Source organism: Pseudomonas sp. Irchel 3H7, assembly GCF_900187605.1.
Classification (GTDB): domain Bacteria; phylum Pseudomonadota; class Gammaproteobacteria; order Pseudomonadales; family Pseudomonadaceae; genus Aquipseudomonas.
On the sequence record NZ_FYEA01000009.1, the window covers coordinates 12478 to 32266 of the forward strand.

Sequence of the window (19789 nt, forward strand, 5' to 3'; positions counted from 1 at the left end):
AGAACGGGATGGCTGGTAAAAAGAACACCGATAAAGAAGGCAGCTCGTGGATCGGGAAAGTCGAAGACTACTCCCGCAAAATCTGGCTGGCTGGTTTAGGCGTGTACTCGAAGATCGACACTGACGGCAGCAAGCTCTTCGATACATTGGTCAAAGACGGCGAGAAAGCCGAGAAGCTCACCAAGTCCGCAGTCGGCAAAAAAGTCGATGCCGCCAAGGACTCTGCTTCTTCGGCCAAGTCGCGCATCAGCGGCGTGAAAGATCGCGCACTGGGCAAGTGGGACGAGCTGGAAGGGGCTTTCGACAAGCGCCTGAACAGCGCGATTTCGCGCCTGGGTGTACCGAGCCGCAATGAGGTCAAGGCACTTAACAGCAAGGTCGACACACTGACCAAACAGATCGAAAAACTCACCGGTCTGAAGGCTCAACCTGTGGCGGCGAAAACCGCTGCGGCAAAACCGGCAGCGAAAACTGCGGCGGCCAAACCAGCGGCAAAATCCGCTGCCAAGCCACTGGCAAAAGCAGCGGCTAAACCCGCAGCTAAAGCAGCGGCCAAGCCTGCAGCAAAAACCGCAGCGGCCAAGCCAGCTGCTAAAGCTGCAGCCAAACCGGTTGCTGCCAAAGCCGCCGCCAAACCGGCAGCAAAACCTGCGGCCAAAACGGCAGCGAAACCAGCCGCCAAGCCAGCCGCGAAAACCGCTGCCGCCAAACCGGCTGCCAAGCCTGCGGCCAAACCCGCTGCGGCGAAGAAGCCTGCCGTGAAAAAACCGGCCGCAGCGAAAGCCGCCGCGCCGAAACCGGCCGCACCTGCTGCAGCCAAACCGGCCACTCCGGCAGCTCCGGTAAGTGCGTCGAACTCCGCCGCAGCACCGACTCCGGCGGCCACCCCGACTGCTGCATCGACGCCGTCGACGCCAACCAGTCAGTCCTGATTCTTCAGGGCAAAAGAAAACGCCCGGCCTGTGAAGGTCGGGCGTTTTTGTATCTGAATTCCAACAGCCCCTCACCCTAGCCCTCTCCCAGAGGGAGAGGGGACCGACCGAGGTGTCTTGCGTCGTACGTCGACCTGAACGATCGAGTCGATTATGGATTCAACAAAACCCTTTCAGGTCGGTGTAGCTCATCAGCATCCCCCAATCAGTCCCCTCTCCCTACGGGCGGTCCGACGTTTCGGGAGGGCTAGGGTGAGGGGCTTTTGATTTAGTCATGGTCTTCAAGATACTGAAGAGCCATCCGCTCCGTGGCGACCTTAACCGGCGGCAGCAAATGCGGCGCCACCAGCATCATGATCTGATAAACCACCAGCCTCACTTCCCCCTCACGATCCAGAATCCGCTGATAATCCAGCGAAAACAGCAACGTCATGGTGATCTGCTCCACCAGTTGCCCCAACGCCTGCGTATCACTGACCAGTTGCCCCGCCGCCTTCAATCGCGCCAACAACGACGCCAGCGTGCGCTTCAACGCATTGAGCAGATGACGAATGCCCTTGGCCAGCTTCGGCAAGCGTCCGGCCAAGTTCGACAGGTCCTGAAACAAAAACCGATATTGCGCCAGCCGCTCGACAATCAAATGCAAAAACAGCCAGTAATCCTCCGGCGCCAGCTCCACATCCGCCGGTGGATCGAGCAGTGGCGCCAGTTCATTCTGGAAGCGTTCGAACAACCCGAGAATCAGCGGTTCCTTGCCGTGGAAGTGGTAGTAGAGGTTGCCCGGGCTGATCCCCATTTCATTGGCCACCTCCATGGTGGAGACATTCGGCTCGCCCTTTTCGTTGAACAGTTGCAAAGCACATTCGAGAATCCGGTCGCGGGTTTTCATCCAGTCTTCTTAGAAAAGTTCGGTTAAGCGTCAGCGCACACGCACGTAAGTACCGGGCGCGGCCTCCATCGGTGGATAGTTCGGGTTGCCAAGGGTGAACGAGGTTTCGTGCTGCGCCCCGGAGCGCTGTTGAATCCATTCCAGCCACTGCGGCCACCAACTGCCGTCGACGTGCTTGCCGTCGTAGTACCAGGCGCGCGGGTCGCTGCTCATCTTGGCGTTCTCGACATAGGCGGCTTTCGGGTTGCTCGGCGGGTTGAGGATGCTCTGCACATGACCGCTGTTGGACAGCACGAAACGTCGCTCGCCGCCGAGCAACAGGGTCGAGCGATACACCGCGTCCCACGGGGTGATGTGGTCGTTCATGCCAGCTACGCTGAAGCTGTCGACGGTGACTTTCTGCAAATCGATCGGTGTGCCGCACACCTCGAGACCGCCCGGATGGGTCAACGGGTTGTGCTTGAAGAAGTCCAGCAAGTCACCGTGGAACGCGGCGGGCAAGCGCGTGTTGTCGTTGTTCCAGTAGAGGATGTCGAAGGCCGGCGGTTCTTTGCCCAACAGGTAGTTGTTGACGAAGTAGCTCCAGATCAAATCGTTGGGGCGCATCCAGGCGAAGACCTTGGCCATGTCGCGACCGTCGAGTACGCCTTTCTGGTAGGAGCGGCGCTTGGCGGCTTCGAGGGTTTGTTCATCGGCAAACAGCGTGGCTGAGGTTTCGATTTCACTGTCGAGCAAACTGACCAGATAGGTCGCGCTGGAGACCCGTCGCAGTTGCCGCTTGGCCTGCAAATGGCCTTGCAGGGCGGCGATGGTCAGCCCGCCGGCGCAGGCGCCCATCAGGTTGACCTCGCGGGCGCCGGTGATCGCCCGACAGATGTTCATCGCTTCTTCCACCGCTTCGACGTAGGTCGACAGGCCCCATTCGCGATGACGTACATCCGGATTGCGCCAACTGATCATGAACGTTTGCAGGCCATTCTTCAGTGCGTACTGGACGAAGCTGTTGTGTGGGCTCAGGTCGAAAATGTAGTACTTGTTGATTTGCGGCGGCACCACCAGCAGCGGCTTGGCGTACTGCTTTTCGCTCATCGGTTTGTACTGGATCAGCTCCAGCATTTCGTTGCGAAACACCACCGAGCCGGTGGTGGTGGCGACGGTCTTGCCGACCTCAAAGGCTTGTTTGGTCACCTGACGTGGCAGGCCGTCGTTGTGCAGCAAGTCATCGAACAGGTGACTGAGGCCGCGCACCAGACTGTGCCCGCCGGAGTTGAAAAGCTCCTTGACCGCCAGCGGATTGAGCAAGGTGTTCGACGGCGCCACGGCGTCGTTGAGCAGGGTGAAGGCGAAGTGCGCACGAGCGCGATCGTCCGGGCTCATGTTGCTTTCATCGATCCAGCTTTTGACCTGTTTTTGCCAGGCCAGATAGGCCTGCAGGCTGCGCCGGTAAAACGGGTTGAGGCTCCACGCCGGATCGGCGAAGCGGCTGTCGTTCGGATTGGTCGGGTGCAGGGTTTCGCCGAGCAGCACGCGGCCCAATTGACCGCCGAGTTTCAACGCGTGCTTCGCACTGTGAATCGGATTGCGCAGGCCATGGGCGGCGACGCTGCGCAAGGTCGAGATCAGGTCCCGGCCACGCAGGCCGGTGATCGCACTTTGTGCGTTGATGAACACGGCGGGGCTGGGCACGCCCGTCGCTGGTTTGTCGCGCATGACTCAACACTCCTTCGTCTTCAGGCCAAAAACAAACTCACCGAACCAGAACACCATAGACGCTGTTGCGGGTTGCTGCCTGCGCGGCGTCCTGCCGCGCACTCTTTGCCAAAGGCCTGCATAAAGCCTGCCGCCGGGGTTAACCGCCCAGCGGTGTCGGATGCGGGTGCATCACCGCGCGCTGACGTTCCTCCTGGAGGAATTTCATGATGATTGGCGCCACCGCTTCAGCACGGGTAATCAGGAACAGATGACCGTCGTCGATGATGTGCAGTTGGGCGTTGGGAATGCGCCAGGCGAGCATGCGCATGTTGATCAGCGGGATCAGCGGATCGTCATCGCCGGCCAGCACCAGCGTCGGCTGGTGGATCTTGTGCAGCCAGTGAATGCTGGTCCAGCCGAGGCCTGCGAACAGTTGCCAGTAATAACCGAGCTTGCCCGCCGAACGCACTTTCGCGGCGTGGCTGGCCGCCAGCGTCGGGTCACGACGGAACGAGCCGCCGTAGATCAGCGGGGCGATGCGGATCACATGGGAAGGCTGAATGTAGCGCCGCGGACTGGCCATCATCCACAGCACTTTCGGTTTGCCCGGCACCATCACCGCACCGGCCGCGGTCGCCGCCAGCACCAGTTTCTTGCAACGCTCGGGGTAGTCGTAGGCGAACTGCTGCGCGAGCGCACCGCCCCACGACACGCCGATGACGTTGACCTGACCGTAGTCGAGGTAATCGAGCATCCGCGCCGTCAGCTTGGCCAGCCCGGGAAAGCGATACGGTCGGTTCGGCGTCGAGGAACCGCCGACACCGGGCACGTCGAAGGCGATCACTTCCAGATCCGGGTCCAGCGCCGCGACAAACGGAAAAACCAGCTCCAGGTTGGCGCCGATGCCGTTGAAAATCAGCAAGGGCGTCAAGTGAGGCTTGCCGGGGCGTACCGCCGTGCGGAGGGTCTGGCCATCCAGATCGACGGTACGGAATATGAACGGTTGCGGCATGCGTCAGGCCCTGTGGATTTAAATTCACCACACCCCGTGTAGGAGCTGCCGAAGGCTGCTCCTACACGGGGTGTGGTGGTGTCAGTTACCGCTCGTGAACGTAAGTGCCCGGCGATGCTTCACCCGCCGGATACGCCTTGTTGCCCAGTTTCAGCGGGGCCTTTTTCAGGTTGCCCGAGCGCTCGGCCTGCCACGCCTGCCAGTACAGCCACCAGGAATCGGTGTGCTTGGTCGAGTTCTCTTGCCACTCATCGGCATTGGCCGCCATTTCTTCGCCAGTCATGTAACGCGATTTCGGGTTGCCTGGCGGGTTCAGAATGCTCTGGATATGCCCGCTGCTCGACAACACGAACTCGACCTTGCCACCAAACAACTGCGCCGACTTGTAGCAGGACTTCCACGGTGTGATGTGGTCGTTGGTGCCGGCCAGCGAGAAGATGTCAGCGGTGACCTGCTTGAGGTCGATCGGCGTGCCGCACACTTCCAGTGCATTCGGGCGAATCAGTGGATTGTTTTTGAACATCTCGATCAGGTCGCCATGGAATGCGGCGGGCAACCGTGTGGTGTCGTTGTTCCAGAACAGGATGTCGAACACCGGCGGCTCGTTGCCGAGCAGGTAGTTGTTGACCCAATAGTTCCAGATCAGGTCGTTGGGACGCATCCACGCGAAGACCTTGGCCATGTCTTTGCCTTCGAGCACGCCGGCCTGGTACGAGTGGCGCTTGGCGGTCTCCAGGGTCTGCTCGTCGACGAACAGGGCGACGTCGCTGTCCAGTGTCGTGTCGAGCACGCTGACCAGCAGCGTGAGGGCATTGACCTTCTTCTCGCCGATCGCCGCGTAGTGGCCGAGCAGGGCGGTGCAGGTGATGCCGCCGGAGCAGGCGCCGAGCATGTTTACGTCTTTGCTGCCGGTGATCGCGGTGACCACGTCGACCGCTTCTTTCAGCGCATCGATATACGTCGAGAGGCCCCACTCGCGCTGCGCCTTGGTCGGGTTGCGCCAGCTGACGATAAACGTCTGCACGTTATTGCGCAGGCAGAAGCGCGCCAGACTCTTGTCCGGGCTCAAATCGAATACGTAGAACTTGTTGATCTGTGGCGGCACCACCAGCAGTGGACGCTCGTGGACCTGCTCGGTGATCGGCTTGTACTGGATCAGCTCCAGCACGTCGTTGCGAAACACCACCGCGCCTTCGGTGACGCCGAGGCTCTTGCCGACCTCGAACGCGCCCATGTTGACCTGGCTCGGCATGCCGCCGTTGTGGACCAGATCCTTGGCCAGATGCGAGAGGCCATCGAGCAGGCTCTTGCCACCGGTTTCGAAGAAGCGTTTGACGGCGGCCGGGTTGGCCGCGGTGTTGGTCGGGGCCATGGCTTCGGTCATCAGATTGATGACGAAGTGGCCGCGGGCGATGTCTTTGGGTGACAGGCTGCTGTCATCGATCCAGGCATGGAGTTCCTTGCGCCACGCCAGGTAAGTTTGCAGATAACGTTTGTAGAGCGGGTTCTGGCTCCACGCAGGATCGGCGAAGCGACGGTCATCGCCAGCCGGTTGCAGTTCGGATTTACCAAACAGCACGTTCTTCAGTTCGAGGCCGAAATGGGTAACGTGCCTGACGCTATGGATCGGTTGTCTGATGGCCTGTTTCAGCACCATACGAGCAGAGGCCAGCAGATCCTTTCCGCGTAGCCCAACGACGGGATTAAGCCCCAGGGTGTTTTCCGAGGCTTGGTACTTCAGGTCATCGTTATTCTTGTTACTCATCTACGACGCTCCATTGTCCTGAGACGAGTACCCGGTTTTCTGCTGTGCAGTTCCACAGCCAATGCCAGGTACTACTGCTCGGGTGACCGTTAATTCTGCATAGCTGCTTTACAGTCGTAGAGCACTGCAGGGAACTTGCCAGCTCCATTGGTTACCCGAGTTTAATTTTTTTCGCAAGCGGGCCGATCCTCGGCCACACAGCAGAGCATTCAAACAGATGAATTTAGAAAATGCCCTCTAATGAGCGCAAGGCACGAGCTAGAGCATCAGTTTGACGACTGACTCGTTCGGATCGCGGGTCTTGCCCGCCGCTTTGAGCTCGGCCAGATAATCGGCCCAGAGTGCGTCATGACGTCGCCCCAGCTCGTAGAGATAATCCCAGGTGAACAAGCCGCTGTCGTGACCGTCGTCGAAGGTCAGTTTCAGTGCGTAGTGACCGGCCGGTTCCAGTTTGCTCAGGCCGACGTTGAGCTTGCCGAATTGCAGGATCGGTTTGCCGTGGCCCTGGACCTCGGCGGAGGGGGAATGCACGCGCAGGAATTCGGCGGGCAGGGTGTATTCCTCGCCGGACGCGTAGGTGAGCGTCAGGGTTTTCGAGGCTTTGTGCAGTTTGATGTCGGTAGGGATAGTAGTCATTGCAGGTCATCCGACTAGAGGAACACCCTGTAGGAGCTGCCGAAGGCTGCGATCTTTTGATCTTGTCTTTTAAAAATCAAAGATCAAAAGATCGCAGCCTTCGGCAGCTCCTACAGGGACGGTGACCTACAGGATATAACGGGACAGGTCTTCGTTCTGCGCCAATTCGCCGAGGTGGCTGTTGACGTATTCGGCGTCGATCAGAATCGGCTTCTCATCGTGGGTGCTGGCCAGATCGCCGGCGCTGAACGACACCTCTTCAAGCAGACGCTCAAGCAGTGTGTGCAGACGACGGGCACCGATGTTCTCGGTCTTCTCGTTGACCTGCCAGGCGATCTCCGCCAGACGCTTGATGCCTTCGGGCTCGAACTGAATGTTCAGGCCTTCGGTTTTCAGCAGTGCGCAATATTGCTCGGTGAGCGAGGCATGCGGTTCGCTGAGGATACGTTCGAAGTCCGACGGGCTCAGGGCCTTGAGTTCGACGCGGATCGGCAGACGACCTTGCAGCTCAGGCACCAGATCGCTCGGCTTGCTCAGGTGGAAAGCACCGGAAGCGATGAACAGGATGTGGTCGGTTTTGACCATGCCCAGTTTGGTGTTGACGGTGCAGCCTTCGATCAGCGGCAGCAGGTCGCGCTGTACGCCTTCACGGGACACATCGGCGCCGCCAACGTTGCCACGCTTGGCGACTTTGTCGATCTCGTCGATGAACACGATACCGTGCTGTTCAACCGCTTCCAGCGCTTTGGCCTTCAGTTCTTCTTCATTGACCAGACGCCCGGCTTCTTCGTCGCGCACCAGCTTCAGCGCTTCTTTGACCTTGAGCTTGCGCGCTTTCTTTTTGCCCTTGCCCATGTTGGCAAACAAGGACTGCAACTGGTTGGTCATCTCTTCCATGCCTGGCGGCGTGGCGATCTCGATGCCGGCCACTTCGGCGACTTCGATTTCGATTTCCTTGTCATCCAACTGACCTTCGCGCAGACGCTTGCGGAACAGCTGACGGGTGTTGGAATCGCTGCTTGGGGTTTCTTCATTGCTGAAGCCCATGCGTGCCGGCGGCAGCAGTGCGTCGAGGATACGATCCTCGGCAGCGTCTTCGGCGCGATGGCGCACGCGGGTCATTTCCTGCTCGCGGAGCATCTTGATCGCGGCGTCGGCCAGATCACGGATGATCGATTCGACGTCACGGCCAACGTAGCCGACTTCGGTGAACTTGGTCGCTTCGACCTTGATGAACGGCGCGTTGGCCAGTTTCGCCAGACGACGGGCGATCTCGGTTTTACCGACGCCGGTCGGGCCGATCATCAGGATGTTCTTCGGGGTCACTTCAACACGCAGCTCTTCAGGCAGCTGCATGCGGCGCCAGCGGTTGCGCAGGGCAATCGCGACGGCGCGCTTGGCATCGTCCTGGCCGATGATGTGGCGGTTGAGTTCGTGGACGATTTCGCGGGGAGTCATGGACATAATAATTGACGGTCCTCAAGCAGAAACAAGCCGTGGCACAGGGCCGCGTCAGGCTTATTCAGCGAGATCCTGCTCCTCAATGGTCTGAGTGTGGTTGGTGAATACACAGATGTCGCCGGCGATGCCGAGGGCGGTTTCGACGATTTCACGGGCCGACAGGTCGGTCTTTTTCAGCAGCGCGCTGGCGGCGGCTTGCGCGTAGGCGCCGCCGGAACCCATGGCGATCAGGCCATCTTCGGGTTCAACCACGTCACCGTTGCCGGTGATGATCAGCGAAGCGTCTTTGTTGGCCACCGCGAGCATGGCTTCGAGGCGGCTCAGGGAGCGGTCGGTGCGCCATTCTTTGGCGAGTTCGACAGCGGCGCGTACCAGGTGGCCCTGATGTTTCTCGAGCTGGCCTTCGAAACGTTCGAAGAGGGTAAAGGCGTCAGCGGTGGCACCGGCAAAACCGGCGATGACCTGGCCGTGGTAAAGGCGACGGACTTTTTTCGCGTTGCCTTTCATCACGGTATTGCCGAGAGAAACCTGGCCGTCGCCGCCCATGACGACTTTGCCGTGACGGCGGACTGAAACGATGGTGGTCAAGGGAAGAGTCTCCACACAGCGGGGCGAAAGTGCCTTATGCCCATTCATATGGGGGTGCTGGAGAGGATTTCAACCGTAGCGTAGGAGAGGGGACGAGCGGTGTCTTGTATTTGATCGTTCCCACGCTCTGCGTGGGAAAGCAGCCCGGGACGCTCTGCGTCCCTTCACCGCTGGGACGCGGAGCGTCCCTTGAGGCATTCCCACGCAGAGCGTGGGAATGATCGGCCGAGGGTCAGCGGCTTTGGCGTTGTTGTAACAACAGGTTGCTGAAGCCGGCGCCGGCCAGTTGTTTCTGTGCGGTGGTCAGCTGTTCACGGTTGCTGAACGGGCCGACCAACACGCGATACCAGGTTTCATCTTTCACCGTGCCGGACTCAACCGCTACCGCCTGACCGAGCAGAATGATCTGCGCGCGGACTTTGTCGGCATCGGTTTCCTTGCGGAACGAACCGGCCTGCAGGAAGAATTTGGTCACCGGCGCGGCTTTGCTCACCGGTGGCGCGGGCGGTGGGGTAATCCCGGCCAGTGCTGCCTGCGCGCGCGCGGTGTCGATCTTCGCCGCTTCCGCCGGGGTCACTGGCGTGGTCGGGATGGCCGGCACTTGTGGCGTCGGTAGAGTCTTCTCCGGCACCGCGTCCGGCGGCACGATCACTTCCGATTCCGGCAACAGGGTGTAGAAGTCGTACTTCGGCTTCACTGGCTGAGTCGGACTCGGCGGAGTCTTGTTGGCCTCGGCGATCTTCGACGCTTTCTGCTGTTGCGCCTGTTCGACCTTCTCACGCTTGACCGTGTCGCTACCCTTGCCCGGCTCGAGCTTCATCAGGAACACGATGAACGCGCCGACCGTGAGGCCGATTGCCATCCACAGCCAGCCCGGAATCGGTTGCTTCGCAGGAGCTTGGTAACGGCTGGCGCCACGCTTGGGTGCAGGTTTTTTCTTGGCAGCCAACTTACATACGCTCCAGAGTTTCCAGACCCAGCAGCTCCAGGCCTTGCTTGAGGGTGCGACCGGTCAGCGCGGCCAGACGCAGACGGCTCTGCATCTGGGCCGGGGTTTCGGCGGCGAGGATCGGGCAGTTCTCGTAGAAGCTGGAGAACAGACCGGCAACGTCGTACAGATAAGTGCAGAGAATGTGCGGCGTGCCTTTCTCGGACACGTTGTTCAGCACTTCGCCGAACTGCGCCAGTTTCGCCGCCAGCTCTTGCTCATGTGCGGCTTCCAGCACGATCTGGCCATCGACTTCGCTGAAGTCCTTGCCCAGTTTGCGGAACACACCGGCGACGCGGGTGTAGGCATAGAGCAGATACGGCGCGGTGTTGCCTTCGAAGTTGAGCATCAGGTCGAAGTTGAAGCTGTAGTCGCTGGTGCGGTGCTTCGACAGGTCGGCGTACTTCACCGCGCCGATGCCGACGACTTTGGCGATGTTGCGCAGTTCGTCTTCGGCCAGCTCCGGGTTCTTCTCCTTCACCAGGCTGTAGGCACGTTCCTGTGCTTCGGTCAGCAGGTCGATCAGCTTCACGGTGCCGCCGTCACGGGTCTTGAACGGACGGCCATCGGCGCCATTCATGGTGCCGAAGCCCATGTGTTCCATTTCCATCGGATGGGTGACGAAACCGGCCTTGCGCGCCACGGCGAACACTTGCTGGAAGTGCAGGGCCTGACGCTGGTCGACGAAGTACAGCGCGCGATCGGCTTTCAGCTTGCCGCTGCGGTAGCGCACGGCTGCCAGGTCAGTGGTGGCATAGAGGTAGCCGCCGTCAGCCTTGACGATGATCACCGGCAGCGGGTCGCCGTCGGCGTTCTTGAACTCGTCGAGGAACACGCACTGGGCGCCGTTGCTCTCGACCAGCATGCCAGCGGCTTTCAGGTCGTTGACCACGTTGATCAGGTCGTCGTTATAGGCACTTTCGCCCATCACGTCGGCCATGGTCAGTTTGACGTTGAGCAGTTCGTAGATCTTCTGGCAGTGCGACAGCGAGATGTCCTTGAACTTGGTCCACAGGGCCAGGCACTCGGCGTCGCCGGCCTGCAACTTGACCACCAGACCACGGGCGCGGTCGGCGAATTCTGCGGACTCGTCGAAACGTTGTTTGGCGGCGCGGTAGAAGTTTTCCAGGTCAGACAGCTCGTCGCTGGTGATCGGGTTTTCCTGCAGATACGCCATCAGCATGCCGAACTGGGTGCCCCAGTCACCAACGTGGTTCTGACGGATCACTTCGTCGCCGAGGAATTCGAGGACGCGGGCCACGCCGTCGCCAATGATGGTCGAACGCAAATGGCCGACGTGCATCTCTTTGGCCAGGTTCGGTGCCGACAGGTCGACTACAGTGCGCTGCGCCGGGCCAGCCTTGCGCACGCCAACATGGGCATCAGCCAAGGCAGCGTCGAGACGCGAGGCCAGCGCCTGAGTGTTCTGGAAGAAATTGATGAAGCCCGGGCCGGCGATTTCGGCCTTGGTGACGTTCTCGTCAGCCGGCAGTGCGGCGATGATTTTTTCCGCCAGATCGCGCGGCTTCATGCCCGCAGGCTTGGCCAGCATCATCGCGATGTTGCTGGCGAAGTCGCCGTGGGTCTTGTCGCGGGCGTTCTCCACCTGGATCGCCGGCGACAGGCCTTCAGGCAACACACCTTCGTTGACGAGTTGGGTGAGGGCTTGTTGGATCAGCTGGCGAATGGTGTCTTTCATGGTCTTCTCTTTCGACCGCAAGCGCGGCGGGCGCATCGATGCGCGGGTGGAAAAACTGGGCATTATCCGTTGCGAAGACGGGCTTGCCAACCTTAGCAGGCAGCTTATGGATATGTGGTGACATTCAGATCAAAAGATCGCAGCCTGCGGCAGCTCCTACACGGCGATAGGCATTTTCCTGTAGGAGCTGCCGAAGGCTGCGATCTTTTGATCTTCAATACAAATCGACGGGGTCGACATCCAGCGACCAGCGCACCGCGCGCCCGCTCGGCATCTGCTCCAGCACCAGCAGCCAACTGGCCAGCAACCGATGCAACGGTGCCCGCGCTGTCGCCTGCAACAAAAGCTGCGCGCGATAACGCCCTGCGCGGCGTTCCATCGGCGCCGGCACCGGCCCGAGCAGTTCTATGCCGGTCAAATTTTGCTCAGCCAGCAAACGCTCGGCCTCGCTGCACGCCTCATCGAGAAAGCCCTCCGCCTGCCCCGGCTTGTGCGCTTCGGCACGCAACAACGCCAGATGCGCAAACGGCGGCAGGCCGGCGGCGCGACGCTCGCTCAGCGCCTGTTCGGCGAAGGCGAAATAACCCTGTTCGGTAAGTTGTACTAATAAAGGATGGTCGGCGAGGTGGGTCTGGATGATCACCTTGCCCGGCTCTTCGGCTCGCCCGGCACGGCCGGCGACTTGCACGATCAACTGCGCCATCCGTTCGCTGGCGCGGAAGTCGCCGGAGAACAGGCCGCCGTCAGCATCCAGAATCGACACCAGCGTCACCCGTGGAAAATGGTGCCCCTTGGCCAACATCTGCGTGCCGACCAGAATGCACGGCTGACCCTTCTGAATGGTTGCGAACAGTTGATTCATCGCGTCCTTGCGCGACGTGCTGTCACGGTCGACGCGCAGTACCGGGTAATCGGGAAACAGAATCGCCAGACGTTCCTCGGCACGCTCGGTGCCGGCGCCGACCGGGCGCAGATCGACCTTGTTGCACTTCGGGCACTGGCGCGGGGTGCGTTCGACGTAGCCACAGTGGTGGCAGCGCAGTTCGCCGTAGCGTTGGTGCACGGTCATCCGCGCATCGCAACGCGAACACTCGGACATCCAGCCGCAGTCGTGGCAGAGCAGCGTCGGCGCGAAACCGCGACGGTTGAGGAACACCAGTACTTGTTGGCCGTTTGCGAGCGTCTGGCCGATGGCTTGCTGCATCGGCCCGGAAATACCGCTGTCCAGTGGACGGCTTTTTACATCCAGACGCAGGAAACGCGGCTGCTTGGCGCCGCCGGCACGTTCATTCAGTCGTAGGAGGCCGTAACGGCCGGTGTAGGCGTTGTGCAGGCTCTCCAGCGATGGCGTGGCTGAACCGAGCACGATCGGGATGTTTTCCTGCCGTGCGCGCACCAGCGCCAGATCGCGGGCGTGGTAACGCAAACCTTCCTGCTGTTTATAAGAGCCGTCGTGCTCTTCGTCGATGATGATCAGCCCGGGGTTTTTCATCGGCGTGAACAGCGCCGAACGCGTGCCGATAATAATGTCGGCCTCGCCATCGCGCGCTGCGAGCCAGGCTTCGAGGCGCTCGCGGTCATTGACTGCCGAGTGCAGCAGGGCGATGCGCGCATTGAAACGCTGCTCGAAGCGCGCCAGGGTCTGCGGGCCGAGGTTGATCTCCGGGATCAGCACCAGTGCCTGTTTGCCGGCTTCGAGGGTTTCACGGATCAGTTGCAAATAGACTTCGGTCTTGCCGCTGCCGGTGACCCCGGCCAGCAGAAAGGCGTGATAACTGTCGAAACCGGCGCGAATTGCTTCATACGCGGCGCGCTGCTCGGTGTTCAGCGGCAATTCCGGTTGCGCCAGCCAATGCTCATGGCGCACGCCGGGTGCATGGCGGCGAATTTCCACTTGCACCAGGTTTTTCGCCAGCAGCAGATCAAGGCTGTCCTTGCTCAGCATCAGTTTGCTCAGCAACTGATGGGCGACGCCGTGGGGGTGCTGGGCCAGCGTCGCCAGTGCTTCACGCTGGCGCGGTGCGCGGGCGATGCGCGGATCATCAAGGCTGGCGCCAGGCACGATCGACCAGAAACGTTCCTGCCGGGCCTCGGCCAGCTCACCCTGGCGCAGCAGTACCGGCAGTGCCCAGCTCAGGGTGTCGCCGAGGCTGTGCTGATAATACTGTGATGTCCACAGGCACAGCTTGAACAGCGCCGGTGGTAGCGGCGCGGTGGCATCGAGCAGGGCCAGCGCCGGTTTGAGTTTCTCCACCGGCACTTCGCTGGTGTCGGTGACCTCGACCAGAATCCCGATCATCTCGCGCCGACCGAACGGCACCCGCAAGCGCATGCCCGGCTGCAATTGCTCGCGCAGCACGCCGGCCGGCGCCCGGTAATCGAACAGGCGGCGCAAGGGCGAAGGCAGGGCGAGGCGCAGAATGGCATCGGGCACGCGGGGGGATCTCGATCAACAGGCGATTAAAAGGACTGCTTACATAACCTGTGGGAGCGAGCCTGCTCGCGAAAGCAGTGTGTCAGGCGACGAAGATGCTGGCAGATAGATCGTCTTCGCGAGCAGGCTCGCTCCCACAGCGGTAGTGCAATGGGCCGGGAGCCTAGCAGACGGTCGGTCTCGGTGACAGCTTGCGTGTTTGAAAAGGTCTGGTAGAATCCGCGGCCTAATTACGTGCGGTATTCAACAATAGTGTTGGGTGGCGGCACGCTAGCTGAGGAAGACACCATGAAAGCTGATATTCACCCGAATTACCCAGTCATCGCTGTTACCTGCAGCTGTGGCAACAAGTTCGAAACCCGTTCGACTTTCGGCAAAGCTCTGCCAATCGACGTGTGCAACGAATGCCACCCGTTCTACACCGGTAAGCAGAAGACTCTGGACACCGGTGGTCGCGTTCAGAAGTTCGCAGACCGTTTCGGTGCTTTCGGCAAGAAACCTGCTGCTGCAGAGTAAGGTTGAAGGGCCCGGTGGGCTTTTCCTCGTTGCTGAAAAAGGCGTCCCTCGCGGGCGCCTTTTTTGTGTCCGCGATTTGGCTGTCCGGCGCGCAAGCCTATTGCCCGGCGCCGACTGGATTGACCAGCGTTACGGTGCAGCGCGTGGTCGATGGCGACACCTTGCGTTTGAGCGACGGCCGCAGCGTGCGGATGATCGGCCTCAACACGCCTGAGCTGGGCAAGCAGGGCCGCAGCGATGAACCTTTCGCGGTGGCGGCACGCAAGCGCCTGCAAGCGCTGGTCGATGCCAGCGGCGGACGTGTCGGCTTGCTCCCCGGCACGCAAGCCAAAGACCACTATGGGCGTACGCTCGCGCATATTTACAGTGCCAGCGGCGCCAATCTCGAAGCGCAAATGCTCGCCGATGGCCTCGGTTATCAGGTCGCCGTTGCGCCGAATGTCGATCTTGTTGCCTGTCAGCAAGCCGCCGAACGCAGTGCGCGAAAGGCCGGGCTGGGCCTCTGGCGGCAGTCACCTGTACTGAAAGCGGCGCAGGTTCAACGCTCGGGTTTCGCCGTGATCAGTGGGCGTGTGAGCAAGGTTCAGCGCAATCGCGGTGGAATTTGGATCGAGTTGCAGGGCGCGCTTGTGTTGCGCGTTGCACCCAATCTGGTCGGACAATTCGACAATGCCCGTTTGCTGGCACTCAAAGGCAAGCAAATTGAGGCTCGCGGCTGGATCGTCGATCGTTCGCGGCGCGGCGGATTGCAATCCGGTCAGTCGCGTTGGCTACTTCCGCTGACAGATCCATCGATGTTGCAGACGCCGCGTTGAAGAAAAATTGTAGACATTTTTTCTGTCGATTGTGAACAGTCCAGCCCTTGTGCGCCGTGGCTCTTGGCCCAAAGTCGTAGGGCAGGGCGCTTGACAGGGGTGACCGCTCAGTCTTGTGGGGACTTTGCGAGGCGCGTATCCTCGCTGACCAGTCTGTCCAACAGTAAAAAGCGGAATGCCAAAATGTCTGATCTGAAAACTGCCGCTCTCGAATATCATGCCAATCCTCGTCCAGGGAAGCTGAGTGTCGAGCTCACCAAGGCCACTGCTACCGCTCGCGACTTGTCGCTGGCCTACAGCCCCGGCGTAGCTGAACCAGTGCGTGAGATCGCTCGCGATCCTGAACTGGCCTACAAATACACCGGCAAGGGCAACCTGGTTGCAGTCATTTCCGATGGCACCGCGATTCTCGGCCTGGGCAACCTCGGCCCATTGGCTTCCAAGCCAGTGATGGAAGGTAAAGGCGTACTGTTCAAGCGCTTCGCCGGCATCGACGTTTTCGACATCGAAGTCGACTCCGAAAGCCCGCAAGCCTTCATCGACACCGTAAAACGCATCTCCATCACCTTCGGTGGCATCAACCTGGAAGACATCAAGGCGCCAGAGTGCTTTGAGATCGAACGTGCTCTGATCGAGCAGTGCGACATTCCGGTATTCCACGATGACCAGCACGGCACCGCGATCGTGACCGCTGCGGGCATGATCAACGCTCTGGAAATCGCTGGCAAAACCCTGCCGGACGCGAAAATCGTCTGCCTGGGCGCCGGTGCTGCCGCCATCTCCTGCATGAAACTGCTGGTGAGCATGGGCGCACGCATCGAAAACATCTTCATGGTTGACCGTACCGGCGTGATCCACTCCGGCCGTGACGACCTGAACCAGTACAAAGCCGTGTTCGCTCACGCCACCGACAAGCGCACCCTGGCTGACGCACTGGCAGGCGCTGACGTGTTCGTCGGTCTGTCCGGCCCGAACCTGCTGAGCGCTGAAGGCCTGCTGTCGATGGCGGCCAATCCGATCGTGTTCGCCTGCTCGAACCCGGATCCGGAAATCTCCCCGGAGCTGGCGCACGCCACCCGTAGCGACGTGATCATGGCCACCGGCCGTTCGGACTACCCGAACCAGGTCAACAACGTACTGGGCTTCCCGTTCATCTTCCGTGGTGCCCTGGACGTTCGCGCCAAGCGCATCAACGAAGAAATGAAAGTGGCTGCGGCCAACGCCCTGCGTGAACTGGCCAAGCTGCCGGTTCCACAGGACGTGTGCGATGCCTACGGCGGTGCTCCGCTGGAATTCGGCCGTGAGTACATCATTCCGAAGCCAATGGACAAGCGCCTGATCACCCTGATCTCCGACGCTGTGGCCAAAGCTGCGATCGAGACCGGTGTGGCGACCCTGCCGTATCCGAAGAACTACCCGCTGAAAAGCGTGGATGACGTGTTCAACGGTTAATTCGTTGTAGCACTTCAAACAGAAGCCCCGGCTCGTGAGAGTCGGGGTTTTTTATTGCCCGAAGATCAAGAGCCCCCTCACCCTAACCCTGAGGGAGAGGGGACTGACCGTGGAAGATTCGCGAGATACACCGATCTGAAAGTGCGTTAGCGCCTATGGATTCAGCACAGCACGTTCAGGTCGGCATCACTCACCAGCATCCCCCAATCAGTCCCCTCTCCCTCCGGGAGAGGGCTAGGGTGAGGGGCTCTTGATCCTCAGGCAATAAAAAGCCCCGCACTTCAACCGAAGGCGGGGCTTTTCATTAGCAGCAGATCAGAACAAGTCGATCGGCGCCTGCTCATCTGCTGGCAGCGGGCTGCCCGGTACGGCGCCATTGCCCAGTTCATTCACCGACGGTGGCGTGTCTTCAGACTTGAACAGCTCGAAGTACGCGCCGGGTGTGCTCGGCGTCGCCGCACGGCCACTGACCGGGTCCACACGCAAGCTCAGCAAACCTTCCGGCTCAGGCTGCACGTGCGGCGGCTTGTCCTTGAGCGCAGCCGACATGTAGTTCATCCAGATCGGTAGCGCCACAGTACCGCCGAACTCACGGCGTCCGAGGCTTTCCGGCTGATCGAAGCCGGTCCACACCGTGGTCACGTAGTCGGCGTTATACCCGGAGAACCACGCGTCTTTCGATTCGTTGGTGGTACCGGTTTTCCCGGCGATATCGCTGCGGCCCATGGCCAGTGCGCGACGGCCGGTGCCAAGCTTGATCACGTCCTGCAACATGCTGTTGAGGATGTACGTAGTGCGACCATCGACAATTCGCTCAGCCACTGCCGGTGCTTGCGGCACGGCCGCGCTGCCCGGCACTTCGCCCGCAACCGGTGTGGCGTTGACCGTAAACGAATCGGTGTGCGGCGCTGCGATACCGTCCGTCGCCGAACCACCCTGAGGCACGGTCGGCGGGTTGGCGACGAACAGCGTGTCGCCGTTGCGGCTTTCAATCTTGTCGATGATGTACGGAGTGATCTTGTAGCCGCCGTTGGCGAACGTACTCCAACCGGTGGCAATCTCCATCGGCGTCAGCGTTGCAGTGCCCAGCGCCAGCGACAGGTTTGGCGGCAGATCCTGCTTGTTGAAGCCGAAACGAGTGATGTAGTCGATGGTTTTGCCCACGCCCATCGCCTGCAGCAGGCGGATCGACACGAGGTTGCGCGACTTGTACAGCGCCTCACGCAAACGGATCGGGCCGAGGAAGGTGTTGGTGTCGTTCTTCGGACGCCAGACCTTGTCCAGGTACTCGTCGACGAACACGATCGGCGCGTCGTTGACCAGCGTGGCAGCGGTATAGCCGCTATCCAGCGCGGCGCTGTAGACGAACGGTTTGAAGCTCGAACCCGGCTGACGCTTGGCCTGCATGGCACGGTTGTAGTTGCTCTGCTCGAAGGCGAAACCGCCGACCAGCGAGCGAATCGCACCGTTCTGCGGGTCCAGCGACACCAGTGCACCTTGTGCCTGCGGGATCTGGCTGAATTTCAGCGAATTGTCTTTCTGGCGCTGCACGCGAACCAGATCGCCGACCTGTGCAACATCCGACGGCTGACGCGGATTGGCGCCCATGCTGTTGGTGTTGAGGAACGGTCGTGCCCATTTCATGGTGTCCCAGGCGACGTGCTCTTCGCCGGTGCGCGTCAGCACTTGCAGGCCGTTCTTGTCGACCTGGGTGACGATGGCCGGTTCGAGGCTGCTGATCGTGCGTTGTTTGGTCAGTTCGCTGGCCCAGGCCTCACGGGTCTTGCCCGGCAGGCGCGACTCGGGGCCACGGTAGCCGTGACGCTGGTCGTAGGTCATCAGGCCTTCGTGCAGCGCGGTGTTAGCCATTTCCTGCAGGTTGCTCGGCACCGTGGTGGTGACGCGGAAACCTTCGGTGTAAGCGTCGCTGCCATAGCGGCCGACCATTTCGGCGCGGGCCATCTCGGCGATGTACGGCGCGTTCACTTCCGGGGTTGGCACGTGATAGCTGGCGTTCAGCGGCTCGTTGATCGCGGCGGTGTAGTCCGCTTCGCTGATCTTGCCGAGCTTGTACATGCGCCCGAGGATCCAGTCGCGGCGTTCTTTGCTGCGTGCCGGGTTGGCCAGCGGGTTGAAGCGCGAAGGCGCTTTCGGCAGGCCGGCGATCATCGCCATCTGCGCCAGGCTGACATCACGGATCGACTTGCCGTAATACACCTGCGCCGCCGCTTCGATGCCATAGGCGCGGTTGCCCAGATAGATCTTGTTCACGTACAGCTCAAGGATTTCATCCTTGGTCAGCTGCCGCTCGATCTGCAGGGCCAGAAGGATTTCGGTGGTTTTGCGCGAAAAACTGCGTTCGCTGGTCAGGAAGAAGTTCTTCGCCACCTGCATGGTGATGGTGCTGCCGCCGGACTGAATGTGTCCGCTTTTGACCAGTTGGGTCGCGGCGCGCATCAGGCTGCTCGGATCGACGCCATAGTGGTTGGCGAAATTGTCGTCTTCAGCACTTAGTAACGCATTAATGAAATTGGGGGGAATGTCGGCGAAACGGATCGGTGTACGGCGCATTTCGCCAAATTCTGCGATCAACTTGTTGTCGCTGCTGTAGACCCGCAACGGAATCTGCAACTGAATGCTTCGCAGAGCCTCCACAGACGGCAAACCCGGACTAAGGTAAAGAAACGCGCCGCTGAGACCTAAAAGCAGTCCGCAGAAAACGGCGACGATGGACCAACCGAAAAATTTCAGCAGACGAATCAAGGCTTTTGGACATCCAGGGCAAAGAATGAATTTGGCGACGGGGCTCCGGCTACACACAGAACCATCCGCGCTTGCAGTAAAAAGCGGAAAAAAACGCTGGGCATTATAAGCACTTTTCTGCTGGGGGCGTCATTTGCGCTTCTGTCA

At 60.5% G+C, this 19789-nt stretch carries 16 protein-coding genes; 5 read left to right on the plus strand and 11 right to left on the minus strand.

Annotated features, from left to right (window positions below; translation table 11 throughout):
* Nucleotides 1-8 precede the first annotated feature (8 nt).
* Nucleotides 9-932 (plus strand): phasin family protein, encoded by a 924-nt coding sequence (locus tag CKW38_RS17795; protein WP_007909367.1) that lies wholly within the window; start codon nucleotides 9-11, stop codon nucleotides 930-932.
* A 268-nt stretch (nucleotides 933-1200) separates the two neighbouring features.
* Here CKW38_RS17795 and CKW38_RS17800 read toward each other — a convergent pair whose 3' ends face one another.
* The 9 genes from CKW38_RS17800 to argS form a co-directional block, all read right to left on the minus strand.
* The gene (locus tag CKW38_RS17800) at nucleotides 1201-1821 is read right to left on the minus strand and encodes a TetR/AcrR family transcriptional regulator (protein ID WP_007909369.1); all 621 of its coding nucleotides are present in this window, start codon (nucleotides 1819-1821) and stop codon (nucleotides 1201-1203) included.
* Nucleotides 1822-1851: 30 nt separating this feature from the next.
* Nucleotides 1852-3531 (minus strand): class II poly(R)-hydroxyalkanoic acid synthase, encoded by a 1680-nt coding sequence (gene phaC / locus CKW38_RS17805; protein ID WP_095113428.1) that lies wholly within the window; start codon nucleotides 3529-3531, stop codon nucleotides 1852-1854.
* 139 nt (nucleotides 3532-3670) lie between these two features.
* Nucleotides 3671-4525: a poly(3-hydroxyalkanoate) depolymerase gene (phaZ, locus tag CKW38_RS17810; protein ID WP_007909378.1), complete on the minus strand. Its 855-nt coding sequence runs from the start codon at nucleotides 4523-4525 to the stop codon at nucleotides 3671-3673.
* Nucleotides 4526-4610: 85 nt separating this feature from the next.
* Complete coding sequence (gene phaC, locus CKW38_RS17815; protein WP_007909380.1) at nucleotides 4611-6290, minus strand: class II poly(R)-hydroxyalkanoic acid synthase; 1680 nt, start codon at nucleotides 6288-6290, stop codon at nucleotides 4611-4613.
* Between the two features lie 258 nt (nucleotides 6291-6548).
* Nucleotides 6549-6926 carry a gamma-butyrobetaine hydroxylase-like domain-containing protein gene (locus CKW38_RS17820; protein ID WP_095113429.1) on the minus strand — a complete coding sequence of 126 codons (378 nt, stop codon included), beginning with the start codon at nucleotides 6924-6926 and terminating at the stop codon, nucleotides 6549-6551.
* Nucleotides 6927-7052: 126 nt separating this feature from the next.
* Nucleotides 7053-8390, minus strand: a complete 1338-nt coding sequence (hslU, locus tag CKW38_RS17825) for an ATP-dependent protease ATPase subunit HslU (RefSeq protein ID WP_007909384.1) — start codon at nucleotides 8388-8390, stop codon at nucleotides 7053-7055.
* 54 nt (nucleotides 8391-8444) lie between these two features.
* Complete coding sequence (gene hslV, locus CKW38_RS17830; protein ID WP_003186641.1) at nucleotides 8445-8975, minus strand: ATP-dependent protease subunit HslV; 531 nt, start codon at nucleotides 8973-8975, stop codon at nucleotides 8445-8447.
* A 232-nt stretch (nucleotides 8976-9207) separates the two neighbouring features.
* A complete protein-coding gene (locus tag CKW38_RS17835; RefSeq protein ID WP_007909385.1) occupies nucleotides 9208-9924 on the minus strand; it encodes an SPOR domain-containing protein in 717 nt (238 codons plus the stop codon).
* Between the two features lies 1 nt (nucleotide 9925).
* Nucleotides 9926-11662, minus strand: a complete 1737-nt coding sequence (argS, locus tag CKW38_RS17840) for an arginine--tRNA ligase (protein WP_095113430.1) — start codon at nucleotides 11660-11662, stop codon at nucleotides 9926-9928.
* On the opposite strand from argS, the gene CKW38_RS30400 reads away from it, so the two are divergent.
* A complete protein-coding gene (locus CKW38_RS30400) occupies nucleotides 11661-11783 on the plus strand; it encodes a hypothetical protein (RefSeq protein ID WP_256579857.1) in 123 nt (40 codons plus the stop codon). The two genes, argS and CKW38_RS30400, sit on opposite strands and share 2 nt — an antisense overlap.
* 93 nt (nucleotides 11784-11876) lie before the next feature.
* On the opposite strand, the gene CKW38_RS17845 is transcribed toward CKW38_RS30400, so the two are convergent.
* Complete coding sequence (locus tag CKW38_RS17845) at nucleotides 11877-14096, minus strand: primosomal protein N' (RefSeq protein ID WP_095113431.1); 2220 nt, start codon at nucleotides 14094-14096, stop codon at nucleotides 11877-11879.
* A 288-nt stretch (nucleotides 14097-14384) separates the two neighbouring features.
* Here CKW38_RS17845 and rpmE point away from each other — a divergent pair, with 288 nt between their 5' ends.
* The 3 genes from rpmE (at nucleotide 14385) to CKW38_RS17860 (ending at nucleotide 16879) form a co-directional block, all read left to right on the plus strand.
* Nucleotides 14385-14612, plus strand: coding sequence for a 50S ribosomal protein L31 (rpmE, locus tag CKW38_RS17850; protein ID WP_007909403.1), 228 nt, complete (start codon nucleotides 14385-14387; stop codon nucleotides 14610-14612).
* Between the two features lie 14 nt (nucleotides 14613-14626).
* Nucleotides 14627-15427, plus strand: coding sequence for a thermonuclease family protein (locus CKW38_RS17855; protein WP_095113554.1), 801 nt, complete (start codon nucleotides 14627-14629; stop codon nucleotides 15425-15427).
* A gap of 183 nt (nucleotides 15428-15610) precedes the next feature.
* Nucleotides 15611-16879, plus strand: coding sequence for a malic enzyme-like NAD(P)-binding protein (locus tag CKW38_RS17860; protein WP_007909407.1), 1269 nt, complete (start codon nucleotides 15611-15613; stop codon nucleotides 16877-16879).
* 315 nt (nucleotides 16880-17194) lie between these two features.
* Here the strand turns inward: CKW38_RS17860 and CKW38_RS17865 are convergent, their stop codons facing one another.
* Nucleotides 17195-19639, minus strand: coding sequence for a penicillin-binding protein 1A (locus tag CKW38_RS17865; protein WP_371857969.1), 2445 nt, complete (start codon nucleotides 19637-19639; stop codon nucleotides 17195-17197).
* Nucleotides 19640-19789: the final 150 nt, after the last annotated feature.

What these genes read in the sequence shown, in the direction of transcription:
- phaC (WP_007909380.1), bottom strand. Translation starts at nt 6,290, where the DNA reads ATGAGTAACAAGAATAACGATGACCTGAAGTACCAAGCCTCGGAAAAC.
- phaC (WP_095113428.1), bottom strand. Translation starts at nt 3,531, where the DNA reads ATGCGCGACAAACCAGCGACGGGCGTGCCCAGCCCCGCCGTGTTCATC.
- CKW38_RS30400 (WP_256579857.1), top strand. Translation starts at nt 11,661, where the DNA reads ATGGTCTTCTCTTTCGACCGCAAGCGCGGCGGGCGCATCGATGCGCGG.
- phaZ (WP_007909378.1), bottom strand. Translation starts at nt 4,525, where the DNA reads ATGCCGCAACCGTTCATATTCCGTACCGTCGATCTGGATGGCCAGACC.
- CKW38_RS17795 (WP_007909367.1), top strand. Translation starts at nt 9, where the DNA reads ATGGCTGGTAAAAAGAACACCGATAAAGAAGGCAGCTCGTGGATCGGG.
- rpmE (WP_007909403.1), top strand. Translation starts at nt 14,385, where the DNA reads ATGAAAGCTGATATTCACCCGAATTACCCAGTCATCGCTGTTACCTGC.
- CKW38_RS17860 (WP_007909407.1), top strand. Translation starts at nt 15,611, where the DNA reads ATGTCTGATCTGAAAACTGCCGCTCTCGAATATCATGCCAATCCTCGT.
- CKW38_RS17800 (WP_007909369.1), bottom strand. Translation starts at nt 1,821, where the DNA reads ATGAAAACCCGCGACCGGATTCTCGAATGTGCTTTGCAACTGTTCAAC.
- argS (WP_095113430.1), bottom strand. Translation starts at nt 11,662, where the DNA reads ATGAAAGACACCATTCGCCAGCTGATCCAACAAGCCCTCACCCAACTC.
- hslU (WP_007909384.1), bottom strand. Translation starts at nt 8,390, where the DNA reads ATGTCCATGACTCCCCGCGAAATCGTCCACGAACTCAACCGCCACATC.
- CKW38_RS17820 (WP_095113429.1), bottom strand. Translation starts at nt 6,926, where the DNA reads ATGACTACTATCCCTACCGACATCAAACTGCACAAAGCCTCGAAAACC.